Raw genomic sequence first — 13,482 nt, 5'->3', positions numbered from 1 at the left:
AAAACTGGGGACACATCTTCGTCTCCAGGGACTACGCGAATGATCAGTTCGGCGTAGTGGATTGTGGGCGCGAACTCTCCTCCGCGCTGTCGGTCGGTGCTATGGAGGGACGATCTATGGGAGCATTCATCTGCGCATCGGTGAGTTTCTGCCGGTTGCGGCCCATCATTCCGATGATCGAGGGCCTACCCTGTTTTTTGCTGTAGACGTCGATGCCGACAGCGATAAGCAGTACGAGACCCTTGATGATCTGCACTCGGTCGATACCCACACCGAGAAGCTGCAGCCCGTTGTTGAGCACCGCGATCACGAGACCACCGACGATCGATCCGACGATGGTTCCGATACCTCCGGAAACCGCGGCACCACCGATGAAAACGGCAGCGATGGCGTCGAGCTCCCAGCCCACACCATCGGCGGGGCCGGAAGCGCCTGCACGAGCCACACCGATCATGCCGGCGATGGCTGCGATGATCGACATGTTCATCATCACCAGGAAGTTGATGCGCTTGATCTTCACGCCGGACAGTTCTGCGGCGTGCCAGTTGCCACCGACTGCGTAGATGTGCCGCCCGAAGGTGGTGTTACGGGTGATGAATGCGTAGCCGAGTACGAGCACGCCGAGGATGATGCCGGAGATCGGGAAACTCGTTCCGACGCGACCGGTCGCGAAGAGCACGGTGGCGTAGACGACGACGGCGACGAGGATCACCATCTTGACAACGCTGACCCAGAGCGGTGCCTTCTCCGAGCCCATGATCGACTGGGTACGCCGGGCCCGGAACTCCTGGTAGATCAGGGCGAGCACGACGAGTACACCGAGGATGAGCGTGCCATTGCTGTAGCCGAACTGCGGTCCGAAGTCGGGGAGGAAACCGGCGCCGATGAAGGTGTAGCTGTCGGGAACGGTCACGCTGATCGAGCTGCCGAAGAACTGGTTCGCCCCGCGGAAGATGAGCATGCCGGCGAGGGTCACGATGAACGCGGGAACACCGACATAGGCCACCCACCAGCCCTGCCAGGCGCCGATGACGACGCCCATCGCGAGTCCGATCAGAATCGCCACACCGGGCGGGAAGTGCCAACTCGCCATCGAGGTCGCGACCACGATACCGACGAAGGCGGCGATCGATCCGACCGAAAGGTCGATGTGCCCGGCGATGATCACCATGACCATGCCGATCGCCAGGATCAGAACGTAGGCGTTCGCGTTGATCAGGTTGATCAGGTTGGTGGGGTCGAGGGTGAGGCCGCCGGTGAAGATCTGGAAGAAGAGGATGATGACGACGAGGGCGCCGAGGATGCCCACCTGGCGTCCGCTCGATCCGGAGCCGAACATCTTGCCGAGATCGCGGAACCCGCCGGATTTCTTCTCCGGGGAGGGCACCGAGGTGATCGGCTGGCTGGACGCCGGGGGTGGAGGCGCTGAGCTCATGGCTGGGCAACTTTCTTCTTCGCGGAGGTCATGCTCTTCATCAGGGTTTCGGGATCGGCCAGTTCGATGGGGATGTCATTGGTGATGGAGCCTTCGAAGATCGTGTAGATCCGGTCGGAGACACCGAGCAGTTCCGGCAGCTCGGAGGAGATCATGATGATTCCCTTGCCCTGCGCGGCCAGGTCGCGGATGATGCCGTAGATCTCGGTCTTGGCACCCACGTCGATGCCGCGGGTGGGCTCGTCGAGAATCAGCAGGTCGGGGTCGGTGAACATCCACTTGGCCAGCACCACCTTCTGCTGGTTGCCGCCGGAGAGCTTGTTCACTCCCTCGTCGACGGTTGGGGTCTTGATGCGCAGGCTTTTGCGGTAGGCCTCGGCCTCCTTGTGCTGCTTGACCACGTTCACGACCTCAGCCGTCGAGATCTTGGAGAGCTTGGCCGAGACGATGGAGGTCTTGATGTCGTCGAGCAGGTTGAGGCCGAGGGCCTTGCGGTCCTCGCTCACGTAGGCGATGCCGTTGTCGATCGCATCCGTCACGTTGCGGAGCTGGATCTCTTTGCCGTCTTTGAAGATCTGCCCGGAGACGAAGGTGCCGTAGGAGCGGCCGAAGATGCTCATCGCGAGTTCTGTGCGCCCGGCACCCATCAATCCGGCGAATCCGACGACCTCTCCGCGGCGAACGGTGAAACTGGAGTTCTTCACCACCAGTCGCTCGGCGGTGAGCGGGTGCTGGACCGTCCAGTTCTTTACCTCGAAGAAGACCTCGCCGAGGTGAGGAGTGCGGTCAGGGAAGCGGTTCTCGAGCACCCGGCCGACCATGCCGCGGATGATGCGGTCCTCGTTCACGCCATCTTTCTGCACGTCGATCGTCTCGATCGTCTTGCCGTCGCGGATGATCGTGATCGAGTCGGAGACCTGCTCGATCTCGTTGAGTTTGTGCGAGATCATGATCGACGCGATGCCACGGCTCTTCAGCCCGCGGATCAGGTCGAGCAGGTGCTGCGACTCCGCCTCGTTCAGGGCGGCCGTCGGCTCGTCCAGGATGAGCAGCTTCACCGACTTGTTGAGCGCCTTGGCGATCTCGACCAGCTGCTGTTTGCCGACGCCGATGTTCTTGATCTGGGTGTCGGGGTCGTCCAGGAGACCGACGCGGGCGAGCAGGTCGCTGGCTCGCTTTTTGGCCTCGACCCAGTTGATGGTGCCGAAACGGCGCGGCTCGTTGCCCAGGAAGATGTTCTCGGTGATCGAGAGCTCGGGGATGAGCGCGAGTTCCTGGTGGATGATCACGATGCCGGCAAGCTCGCTGGAACGGATGTCTCTGAACCGGGACACCTCGCCCTGGAAGACGATGTCGCCGCCATAAGTGCCGTAGGGGTAGACGCCGGAGAGCACCTTCATGAGCGTGGACTTGCCCGCCCCGTTCTCACCACAGATCGAGTGGATCTCACCGGCTTTGACGGTCAACGAAACCTTGTCGAGGGCTTTGACACCGGGGAACTCTTTGGTGATCGATCGCATCTCGAGGATCGTCGGTTCATTTGCCATTGATGGCCTCCATGGCCGGGAGGAGCGCGATGTGTACGTTCACAACTGCTACGAGCACACGTGGTTTGAACACCGGACTACCTTGTCTCGTAAGGGGCGGAAATTTACCCGCTAACAGACTAAACCTTCTCGAGGGCCTTGTCGTCAAGTTGTGAACACAACAACTCAGTAACGACTCAGGAATTTCGGACGCCCGGCTGCTGAAGAACAAGTGCCGCAGCACCCAGCGCCTCGGCCCTGTCCCCCAGCGACGACATCACCAGGGCGGTCGCTCCGCCGACCGTCGGGACAGCGTGACGCACCAGTCCGCGCTCGATCGGCTGCAGCAGAATATCCCCGAGTCCGGCCAGGGGGCCACCAACCACCACGACCTCCGGGTTGATCAGATTGGCCACGCTGGCGAGAGCCCTTCCGATGGCCACGCCCGCGTCATCCAGCACCCGCAGTGTGGCCGAATCGCCGGCGAGAGCTTTGCGCACGATGTCCGATGTGCCGATCGGCTTGGCGCCCCGCGGCGTGAGCAGGTCGATCATCACCGAGGTCGAAGCGACGGTTTCTAGGCATCCGCGATTGCCGCAGTGACAGACGATTCCGTGGTCAGTCACCGTCTCGTGACCGATCTCGCCGGTCACTCCGACCGAGCCGTAGAACACCCGGCCGTTGAGCACGAGACCCGCTCCGATACCACTCCCGATCTTGATGAAGACCAGGTTCTCGACCGTGCTGTGCGGCCCCCAGGTCACCTCGGCGAGGGCACCCAGATTGGCGTCGTTATCGAAAACCACAGGGAAGTGCAGGCGTTCTTCAAGATCCTGCAGATGGATGCCCACCCACTCCGGCAGGATCGCGCCCTGCACGACGGTGCCGGTCCGCTGGTCGATCGGACCGGGAATGCCCACCCCGATTCCGAGCACGGATGTCGGCTTGACGCCGCTCTGCTCGAGAAGGTGATTAAGCACGGCCGCAGCCTTGTCGATGCCGTCAACGGCGCGGTGCCCAATCGGCAGTTCCACGAACTCCTCGGCGACCAGGTCGTAGCCGAGGGTGGTGAGGACGACCCTCAGATGGCGTCGACCGAAGTCGATTCCCACCGCGACGGCGCCGTTGTTCGAGAGCCGCACCAGGAGGGCACGACGACCGGAACTGGTCGTCGGCTCCGTCTCGACGGCACCCGCGATGGACATGGTCTTGACGATGTTCGACACCGTTGCGGTGGAGAGTCCGGTCTGCCTGGCGAGCTCCGCCTGGGTCAGCGGACCGCTCGCGAGGAGGGCATCGACGAGTCGCTGTTGGTTGAGTTCACGGAGCGCGGTCTGGGATCCGGGATTGCTCGCGCCACGGAATACGGACGGCGACGGTGCAGGCATGACATCGAGAGTGCAGCATGAGGACCCTTGTCGTCAAGAAGTTAACGCAACATGCGGCAACGGAATATGACCGCTCACATTGAGGCGAGACGTTCGCACAGGCGATCGGCGCGGCGTCACGCCAAAGCCGTGTGCGCTGTCGTGGGGGGGGGGGGGGGGGGGGGGGGGGGGGGGCCCCCCCCCCCCCCCCCCCCCCCCCCCCCACGACAGCGGTCGGGAATGGATGCACGGGGGCGAAAGTCGACGCGGGGCGGGGACGGATGCGGCGCTAGCGACGCGGGGGCGCCGTCGACTCCCGAACTATCAGTTCTGGAAGGATCTGGTCGTGGTTGCGATCGGCCTCTCCGCGAAGTTCCGCGAGCAGCAGCGCGACGGAACGGCGGCCGATCTCGGCGAAGTCCTGGCGCACGGTGGTGAGCGGCGGCCAGTAGTGCGCGGCCTCGGGGATGTCGTCGAATCCAACAACGCTGACATCGCGGGGAACATCGAGCCCAGCATCCCGGAAGGCATGGATGAGACCCAGAGCCATCTGGTCGTTCGCGGCGAAGACGGCGGTGAAATCCCGGTAGCCGGTGAGTTCCCGCCCGACGTGATAGCCGAAGTCCGCAGTCCAGTCACCGAGGATCGGCGGGTGGGTTCCGAGATCGGCGTCGTCGATCTCGTCGAGGAAACCGCGCATCCTGGCTTCCGCCTCGATCCAGTCCTGTGGGCCGGCGAGGTGCACGATCTCCCGATGGCCGAGCTCGATGAGGTGTCGCGTTGCCATGCGTGCGCCAGAGATCTGGTCGACCGAGAGGCTGCGCTGGTCATCGTGCTGTGTCGAGTCGAGGGTGACGAGAGGCAAGCGGATGTCCAGCTCGCGGATCGCGTCGAAGACTTTTACCTGCGGTGCGATCACCACGAGGCCCTCGACGGCCTGGCTGATCAGGTGCTCGAGGCGGTCGGTGATGGACTCGTACTCGCTGGTGGTGAGGCTGGTGGTACTCACCAGGTAGCCCTCTTCGCGGGCGGCATCCTCGATGGCATGAAGGCTGGTGGTCGGACCGTAATGCGCAGTCTGCGAGGTGAGCACGCCGATGGTTCGCGACCGGCTGGTGACCAGCGCCCTTGCTGCCTGGTTCGGCCGATAGCCCACCTGGTCGATTACTTCGAGCACACGTTCCTTGGTGCTCGGCTTGATACTTTCCGAGTTATTGAGCACTCGGGAAACCGTCTGGTAGGAGACCCCGGCCAGTCGTGCAACATCACGGATGTTGGGGGCGCGAACCTTCTCTGGTTCCATGGCTACTGGCTACCCGGCTTCGTCGACGACTATGTGTACGGTCACATTTCTCGTACAGCGTCACCATTATCGCCTACCACCTCTCTGGATCGACACAACCGTCGATCCACAGAGTGGTCACGGCAGGCGGGCGAAGGCGCGAACCGGGAAGGTGCCGAAGCCCTCGACCTTCGGCGGCACGACGGTCAGCGTCGCACCCGACGGAGGCAGCGCGGCCAGGTTGGTGAGGTGTTCCACGACGTGAATTCCCGCCGCGAGAAGCGCCGAATGTGCAGGACGTTCTCCCCCGGACTCGGTGTCGTCGATGTTGAGCGAGTCGATGCCGACCATTGTGACACCCTGCTGCACGAGATAGTCCGCTCCATGCCCGGTAAGGAATGGAGCACCTGTCAGGTACTCTTCAGTGCCGAAGTGGCGGCTCCAGCCGGTATCGAGGAGAACAGCTTTTGCGCGGAGGTCGCGGTCGAAGAACAGCTCCGCTCCTCTACCTCGACTCGATACATCCTGCAGATGGAATACTTCCACCGGCTGGTCGACGAGGGTCTCGAGTTGGAGACCGGCGAGATCCGTTCCTCCCTCGTATCGATGCCATGGGCTGTCGATGTAGGTGCCAGTGTTGCCGATCATGGTGATCATGTCCATCGCGAACTGGGTGCCGGGCGCGTACTTCGCCGTGGAGTCCTCGCGGGTGAGAAATGGCGTGATGACGGGCGCGGGAAGCCCGGGATAGGTCACGAGACCCTCGCGGATCGTGTGGCTCAGGTCGACGAGCGCGCCGCGTGCGATGCGGTCTTCGGTCATGGTGTTCTCCGGGAGTTGGTGCGACTTTTGACGAGGGCGACGATGAGGGCCGCCACCACGAGAATACCGGGCACGAGCAGGTTGGCGCCGGCGAGCACGAGGAGTCCGAGCACGAGCACACACGAGACGATCGCAAGCCACCAGCCGAGCGACCATCGGGCGAGGAGCTTGACCGCAGCAGCCATCCCCAGTGCGTAGACCCCGACCATGCAACTGGTGTGGATGAGGATGAACGGGGTGAGGTCGAGTCCGGTGACCACCAGCGCAGCCAGATAGACGAACGCCAGCACGGCGACGACGCCGAGACTCCGCCGCGGGATGCCGCCCGACTCTGCCCCTTTCGCGAGCCAGCGCGGCAGGTCGCCGTCGCGCCCCAGCGAAGCGCCGAGCTTCGCGAAGGCTCCGAGGTAGGCGTTCAGTACGCCGAGGGCAACGACCGCGGCGATCACGGCGACGAGGGCAGGCCCGATGCCGGGAGCCGTCGTCGCAACCAGGTCGAGCAGTGGCACAGCGCTCCGGGCCGCCGAGTCACCGAGCACGGCCACGGTCACCAGTTGCAGTGCGAGGTAGGCTACGCCCACCGCGGCGATGGCGATGGCTGTCGCGAGCGGGATGGTGCGGCGGGGATCACGAAACTCTCCTGCGATGTGGGTCACAGCCTCCCAACCCGCGAAAGCCCAGACGAAGAGGCTGATCGCCGCTCCGACACCGACCCAGCCGTGGGGAAGGAATGGGGTGAAATTCGTGGCCTTCGAGGCGGGTGCCGCTACCGCGACGACACCGACCACGATGACGACGAGCGCCCCGGTGAGCAGGAGTTGTACCCATCCGGAGACCCTGAGGCCGTAGGCGTTGGAGACGAGCGGTGGAACGAGGATGACCACGGCGACGAGCACCACCGCCCAGCGCGGCCCATCGAAGATTCCGACGACGTAGGAGGCGCCGAGCACGGCGACCACCGGGGAGCCGACGCAGACTCCGAAGAAGAAGAAATATCCGGCCATACGTGCCGCCGTGCGCCCGAGCGCGAGACGCACGAAGGTGGCGACCCCGCCCGCGTCCGGAAACCTGGCAGCAAGGGCGGCGAAGGTGCCAGCGAGCGGGATGGAGAGCAGCAGCACCGCGGCCACCGCGAGGATGGATGCCGGTCCGGCTTTCGTCACGGCAAGCGCTGGAAGTACCAGGATGCCGGTCCCCAGAACTGCGGCGATGTACAGTGCCGAGCCCTGCAACAGTCCGACGCTGCCGCTGTGGGCGGGCGGGGATGCGACATCGATACTGGCCATGGTCCCATCCTGTAGGTGGCAGGAACACTACGTCGATCGATTAACCGTCAGCACGGCGCGAGTTCGTGCCAACCTGTGCGATTCCGTGCCCAATGCTGGTGTCACTTACACAGCCACCAGGGAAAGCGGCACAAGTGTTTAGTTCGCGGGGACCCGCTCCAGGGCCGCGAGCACGTCGCCGACGAGATCGTCAGCGCCCTCGATGCCGACGGAGAGCCGCACGATGTTGACCGGGACCTCCAGTGCCGTTCCCTTGACCGAGGCGTGGGTCATCTCCGACGGGTAGCCGATGAGGGACTCGACGCCGCCCAGCGACTCGGCGAGCTGGAAGATCTCCGTCGACTCGGCGAAAGTGCGCGCCGCCACCGCGCCGCCGCGGAGTGACACCGAGATCATGCCGCCGAACCCACGCATCTGGCGCGCAGCCAGTTCGTGGCCGGGGTGTTCTGGCAGGCCGGGGTAATAAACCCGCTCGAGGGCCGGATGCCCGACCAGCGCCTGCGCGATGGCCTGCGCGTTCGAGTTGTGGCGCTCCATGCGCACAGCGAGCGTCTTGATTCCGCGAACGGTGAGCCAGGCATCCATCGGACCGGAGACCGGCCCCACGGCGAACTGCAGGAACCCGACCTTCTCCGCCAGCTCGTCGTCGTTCATGACGACGGCGCCACCGAGCACGTCTGAGTGCCCGCCGAGATATTTCGTGGTCGAATGCGTGACGACATCGGCGCCGAAACTCAACGGGTTCTGCAGGTAGGGCGAAGCGAAGGTGTTGTCCACCACCACGAGCACTCCGGCGGCGTGACCGATCTCGACCAGCGCTGCGATGTCGCTAATCTTCATCAGCGGATTGCTCGGGGTCTCGACCCAGAGTACCTTCGTGTTCGGCCGAATCGACGAGCGCACGGCGTCGAGGTCTGTCATTTCGACGGTGTCGAGTTGTACACCCCATGGCACGAACACGCGGTTCACGAGGCGATGGGTGCCGCCGTAGACGTCGTTGCTCATGATCACCTGATCACCCGGCGCGAGAATGGCACGCAGGAGGGTGTCCTCACCGGCGAGTCCTGAGGCGAAGCTGAAGCCGTGCTTTCCGCCCTCGAGATCCGCGATCAGCTCTTCGAGCGAGCTGCGTGTCGGGTTGGCCCCGCGGGCGTACTCGAAGCCGTTGCGGAAACCGCCAACACCGTCCTGCACGAAGGTGGAGGTCTGGTAGATCGGCGGGATGACCGCGCCTGTGGTCGGATCGAACCCCTGTCCCGTGTGGATGGCTCGGGTGGAGAAGTCGTACTCTTTCGGCACTGTGTTCTTTCTGTAGTGAGAAGTTGCGCCAACGGTGGCGCGGGTTATTCGGAGAGGAAGGTGAGCAGGTCGTGGCGGGTGACCACCGCGACAGGCTTGCCGTCCTCGATCACGAGCAGGGCATCCGTCTTCTCGAATGCGATACGCGCGGCGCCGACAGACTCATGTACACCGATCAAACCGAGCGGGGTGCCGATAAATTTCTCGACCGGGTCGGTCATGCTGGCGTCACCGCTGAAAACCTGTTCGAGTAGCGACCGCTCCTCGATCGCACCCACGACCTCGCCGATCACGACCGGGGGTTCGGCCGTGAGCACCGGAAGCTGCGAGACGCCGTACTTGGTCATGATCTGGATGGCGTCGCGCACCGTATCAGAGGGGTGCGCGTGCACCAGATCGGGCAGCGAACCCGTCTTGTGCCCAACGACGTCGGCCACCGTCTTCTCGTCGGAGACCTGGGTGAAGCCGTAGGACTGCATCCACTTCTCGCTGAAGACCTTGCCGAGGTAACCGCGCCCACCATCGGGAAGCAGAACGACGACGACGGCCTCTGCCGGGAGATCCCTGGCGGCTTTGAGAGCGGATGCCACGGCGAGCCCACTCGAGCCGCCGACGAGCAGCCCCTCCTCGCGCGCCAGCCGACGGGTCATGTCGAAGGATTCGGCGTCTGATGACGCGATGATCTCGTCGACGACCGATGCGTCGTAGGCCTCCGGCCAGAAGTCCTCGCCAACACCCTCGACGAGATACGGACGACCGGTGCCACCGGAGTAGACGGACCCCTCAGGATCGGCGCCGATGATGGTCACCATGCCATCCGAGACCTCCTTGAGGTATTTGCCGACGCCGCTGATCGTTCCACCGGTACCGACACCGGCCACGAAATGGGTGACCTGGCCATCGGTATCGCGCCAGATCTCTGGCCCCGTGGTCTCGTAATGGCTGAGCGGACCGTTCGGGTTGGAGTACTGGTTGGGCTTGAAGGCGCCCGGTATCTCGCGGGTGAGGCGATCGGAGACCGAGTAGTAGGACTCAGGGCTGTCCGGGGCTACCGCGGTGGGCGTGACCACGATCTCGGCGCCGTAGGCGAGAAGCACGTTGCGCTTCTCCTCCCCGACCTTGTCTGGAAGCACGAACACGCAGCGATAGCCGCGCTGCTGCGCGACGAGCGCGAGACCGATGCCGGTGTTGCCGGAGGTCGGCTCGACGATGGTGCCGCCGGGTTTCAGCAGGCCGTCCCGCTCCGCGGCATCGATGATGCGCGTCGCGATGCGGTCCTTCGACGAGCCGCCGGGGTTGAGGTACTCGACCTTCACCAGTACTGTCGCGGCGATGCCACCGGTCACCTCGTTGAGCTTCACGAGGGGTGTGTTGCCGATGAGATCGATGACGCTGTTGGCGTACTTCATAGTGACGCCAATCTACCAGCGGCAGGTTTCGCATTACGCGTGCGTCAAACGCTGACCCCGAGGGTTGGTAGCGCTCGAAGTCGGAGACGGCGACGAAGTCGACACCGTTGGAGTCGAGCGCCTTCTTATAGTTGGTAGCCAGGCTGATTCCCTTGTAGGGACCGGTGTTCACATTGGAGCCGAGGTCGACCCCCTTGTGGGCGGAGTAGACCACGTTGCCTCTCGTGTCGAGCAGCAACGCGTCGTCGAACCCTGCACGGGTCACTACCTCACGGAAGTAGTCGTGATACTCGGCGTTGGCCGCTGACCATGCGCTTCCATCGCCGGCATCGTCGTTGGCGAGCGCGTCGTCGAAGTTCTTGAACGGCACCGTGTACTTCGACTGCAGGTACTGCTGGGCGGGCGAGGTCGGCACGAAGGCCGCCGGATCGGAGGCCTGCCCTGTCGCCTTCTCGAGTTTGGGGGTGAAGGTGTCGCTGTAGTACTTGTCGAGGCTGGCCTCGTCTGCCGGGCTCCACGTGGTCGACTGCAGCGCGTCGAAGCCTGCCGTGAAGTCGGTCACCGCGTCGATCACTGTGCGCCCACGGGTGTAGACCACCAACGAATCGGCCGTCGTGGAGAAATAGTCGCTGATCGCGCTCGCCCGCGCCTCCCGCACCGCTGTGAGCTTCTGGTACGCAGCATCCCGCAGAGAGTCGGATCCGTTGATGTAGCCGATCACACCGACCACGACGGCAGAAAGCACAGTGACCGAGAGCAGCATGAGCAGCAGTTTCGACTGGATGCTCATCCCCGGCCTGAAGCGGCGCACAACACGACGGCTTCCGGCACCCGCCGATGCGGTCCCGTCCCCTGGATCCTGTCTTTCCGACACAGATCTCCCCACACGTGAATCGGCTGCACGATGCTTCGGGTGATTCACCTGTATCCAGGCCACGCCCAATCACAAGGGCCAGATTGCGGATGATGAGATCAGCGCTGGGTGACCTGCTCCGCGTAAAGACGCGCATAGACGCCACCGGTAGCGGTGAGCTCCTCATGGGTGCCGCGCTCTACGATCCGCCCGGCGTCCACCACGAAGATCACATCGGCCGACACCACCGTGGAAAGGCGGTGCGCGATCGCGATCGTCGTGCGCCCGCGGGACGCCATATCGAGGGCCTGCTGCACGACACGTTCGGAGATCGAATCGAGGGCGCTCGTTGCTTCATCGAGGATCAGCACTCGCGGATCTTTCAGTAGCACGCGGGCGATCGCGATGCGCTGTTTCTCGCCGCCGCTCAACCGATATCCGCGCTCCCCGACGATGGTGTCGTACCTGTCGGGGAAGGAGGCGATGGTGTCGTGGATGTTGGCCGCGCGCGCCGCCTCCTCGAGTTCGGCGTCGGAGGCATCCGGCCTGGCGTAGCGCAGGTTCTCACCGATCGTCGCGTGGAAGAGGTAGGTCTCCTGGCTCACGATGCCGATGTTGGCTACGAGGGACTGCTGCTCGATCTCACGCACATCGTCGCCCGCGAACAGGATGCGACCGCCAGAGACCTCGTGAAATCTCGGTATGAGATAGGAGACCGTGGTCTTGCCGGCGCCTGACGGTCCGACGAAGGCGGCGAACTGGCCGGGTTCGATCGAGAAGGAGACCCCCTTGAGCGTCGGCGGCGTACCGGCGCCGGCGTCGGGATAGGAGAATACGACGTTCTCGAACTCCACCCTGCCGAGGCGGTTGGCGTGCACCGGGCGAGCGTTCGGCGCGTCGACGATGGCGGGGCGCAGGTCGAGGTACTCGAAGATGCGGGCGAACAGCGCCTGCGAGGTCTGCAGGTCGAGCGCCACGCGCATCAGGCCGAGCAGCGGCCACATCAGCCTCGCCTGCACCGTGGTGAAGGCGACGATCGTTCCGGCAGTGACCGGCACGCTGTGCAACAGCAGCCACGCTGCGCAGATGTACACGACGGCCGGAATGATCGCGAGGAAGATCTGCACGACAGCGAAGAACCACTGGCCGCTCATCTGCTGCCGCACCTGCAGGCCGATCTGGGTCTGGTTCTCGTCGGAGTACCGGCCGATCTCGGTTGCCTGCTGGTTGAAACTCTTGGCCAGCAGGATGCCGGAGACCGACAGGGTCTCCTGCGTGATCGCCGTCATGTCGCTCAGCGACTCCTGCGTCTTCGTGGCGATCTTCGCCCGCACTTTGCCCACGCGACGCTGCGCGATCACCAGGATGGGCATGAGAATCACCGCCACGACTGTCAGCTGCCAGGAGAGCACCAGCATCGACACGAAGGCCGCGGCGACGGTGACTGTGTTGCCGAGCACGCTCGAGATCGTGTTGGTGAGCACACCCGCGACGCCGCCGACATCGTTCTGCAGCCGGGACTGGATGATGCCAGTCTTGGTGCGCGTGAAGAACGCGAGTTCCATCCTCTGCAGGTGACCGAACAGCCGCACCCGTAGGGCACCCATCACCCGGTTGCCGACGGTCGCGGTGAGCCAGGTCTGCCAAACGCCGAGCGCCGCCGAGGCGATGTAGATCAGGATCATCAGCGACACGACACCGATCAGCACCGGGAAGTTCGGGGTGCCGACCTTGGGAAACAGCCCGAGGTCGAAGGCTTCCCTGGTGAGCAATGGCGGGAGCACGCTGAGTCCTGCGCTCAGAACGACCAGTACGGCGGTGATGACGAGGGCAGTGCGATGCGGCGCGAAGAGTCCACCGATGCGTTTGAGGAGGTCGGGCACCTTGGGGGCGTCCGCGTTGGCCTCGCGCTGGGCATCCGTGTCTCCGCTGCTGACGCGATTGTGGCCTCCGCCTCCGCCGCCACGCATTCCGCTCACCTCCTCACTGTACGTCCCCCGTCTGACTTCCCCGTTGCGGTGGCACCGGTAGGCTCGGCGTCCCCAGTGCCAAATGAAGGACTTCCCGTCGGGAACCCCCGGGAACTCGGGAGCAGAACCGCCAGAACAGGCACGATCTCCTTCATTTGGCACAGCTCACGGCAACGGGATGATTCCCCGACGTGACGTCGTCAGCCTCGCGGCCGGATACCCAGCTTCATCAG

At 64.2% G+C, this 13,482-nt stretch carries 9 protein-coding genes; all 9 read right to left on the bottom strand.

Features of this window, described 5'->3' with window-relative positions:
* Positions 1-43: 43 nt before the first annotated feature.
* The gene (gene mmsB, locus ABIB56_RS05520; RefSeq protein WP_354568058.1) at positions 44-1,339 is read right to left on the bottom strand and encodes a multiple monosaccharide ABC transporter permease; all 1,296 of its coding nucleotides are present in this window, start codon (positions 1,337-1,339) and stop codon (positions 44-46) included.
* Between the two features lie 92 nt (positions 1,340-1,431).
* Complete coding sequence (mmsA, locus tag ABIB56_RS05515; RefSeq protein ID WP_354568014.1) at positions 1,432-2,982, bottom strand: multiple monosaccharide ABC transporter ATP-binding protein; 1,551 nt, start codon at positions 2,980-2,982, stop codon at positions 1,432-1,434.
* 176 nt (positions 2,983-3,158) lie between these two features.
* Positions 3,159-4,349, bottom strand: a complete 1,191-nt coding sequence (locus ABIB56_RS05510; protein ID WP_354568013.1) for an ROK family transcriptional regulator — start codon at positions 4,347-4,349, stop codon at positions 3,159-3,161.
* 268 nt (positions 4,350-4,617) lie between these two features.
* Entirely contained in the window at positions 4,618-5,631 is a 1,014-nt protein-coding gene (locus ABIB56_RS05505) for a LacI family DNA-binding transcriptional regulator (RefSeq protein WP_354568012.1), read from the bottom strand.
* A gap of 117 nt (positions 5,632-5,748) precedes the next feature.
* The gene (locus ABIB56_RS05500) at positions 5,749-6,432 is read right to left on the bottom strand and encodes a cyclase family protein (RefSeq protein ID WP_354568011.1); all 684 of its coding nucleotides are present in this window, start codon (positions 6,430-6,432) and stop codon (positions 5,749-5,751) included.
* On the bottom strand, positions 6,429-7,718 hold the full coding sequence (locus ABIB56_RS05495; RefSeq protein ID WP_354568010.1) for an APC family permease: 1,290 nt from the start codon (positions 7,716-7,718) through the stop codon (positions 6,429-6,431). The genes ABIB56_RS05500 and ABIB56_RS05495 overlap by 4 nt, the downstream gene beginning before the upstream one ends.
* A 138-nt stretch (positions 7,719-7,856) precedes the next feature.
* Positions 7,857-9,017, bottom strand: a complete 1,161-nt coding sequence (locus ABIB56_RS05490; RefSeq protein WP_354568009.1) for a cystathionine gamma-synthase — start codon at positions 9,015-9,017, stop codon at positions 7,857-7,859.
* A 44-nt stretch (positions 9,018-9,061) separates the two neighbouring features.
* Complete coding sequence (locus ABIB56_RS05485) at positions 9,062-10,426, bottom strand: cystathionine beta-synthase (RefSeq protein WP_354568008.1); 1,365 nt, start codon at positions 10,424-10,426, stop codon at positions 9,062-9,064.
* Between the two features lie 972 nt (positions 10,427-11,398).
* Positions 11,399-13,249 carry an ABC transporter ATP-binding protein gene (locus ABIB56_RS05480; protein WP_354568057.1) on the bottom strand — a complete coding sequence of 617 codons (1,851 nt, stop codon included), beginning with the start codon at positions 13,247-13,249 and terminating at the stop codon, positions 11,399-11,401.
* Positions 13,250-13,482: the final 233 nt, after the last annotated feature.

It is taken from the genome of Glaciihabitans sp. UYNi722 (assembly GCF_040549465.1).
Classification (GTDB): Bacteria; Actinomycetota; Actinomycetes; order Actinomycetales; family Microbacteriaceae; genus Lacisediminihabitans.
Note: the sequence above shows the minus strand (reverse complement) of the source record. Positions and strands in the feature narration are given on the sequence as shown.

Coding starts and splice junctions, on each gene's coding strand:
- ABIB56_RS05505 (WP_354568012.1), bottom strand. CDS start 5,631: ATGGAACCAGAGAAGGTTCGCGCCCCCAACATCCGTGATGTTGCACGA.
- ABIB56_RS05495 (WP_354568010.1), bottom strand. CDS start 7,718: ATGGCCAGTATCGATGTCGCATCCCCGCCCGCCCACAGCGGCAGCGTC.
- ABIB56_RS05485 (WP_354568008.1), bottom strand. CDS start 10,426: ATGAAGTACGCCAACAGCGTCATCGATCTCATCGGCAACACACCCCTC.
- ABIB56_RS05480 (WP_354568057.1), bottom strand. CDS start 13,249: ATGCGTGGCGGCGGAGGCGGAGGCCACAATCGCGTCAGCAGCGGAGAC.
- ABIB56_RS05500 (WP_354568011.1), bottom strand. CDS start 6,432: ATGACCGAAGACCGCATCGCACGCGGCGCGCTCGTCGACCTGAGCCAC.
- ABIB56_RS05510 (WP_354568013.1), bottom strand. CDS start 4,349: ATGCCTGCACCGTCGCCGTCCGTATTCCGTGGCGCGAGCAATCCCGGA.
- mmsB (WP_354568058.1), bottom strand. CDS start 1,339: ATGTTCGGCTCCGGATCGAGCGGACGCCAGGTGGGCATCCTCGGCGCC.
- mmsA (WP_354568014.1), bottom strand. CDS start 2,982: ATGGCAAATGAACCGACGATCCTCGAGATGCGATCGATCACCAAAGAG.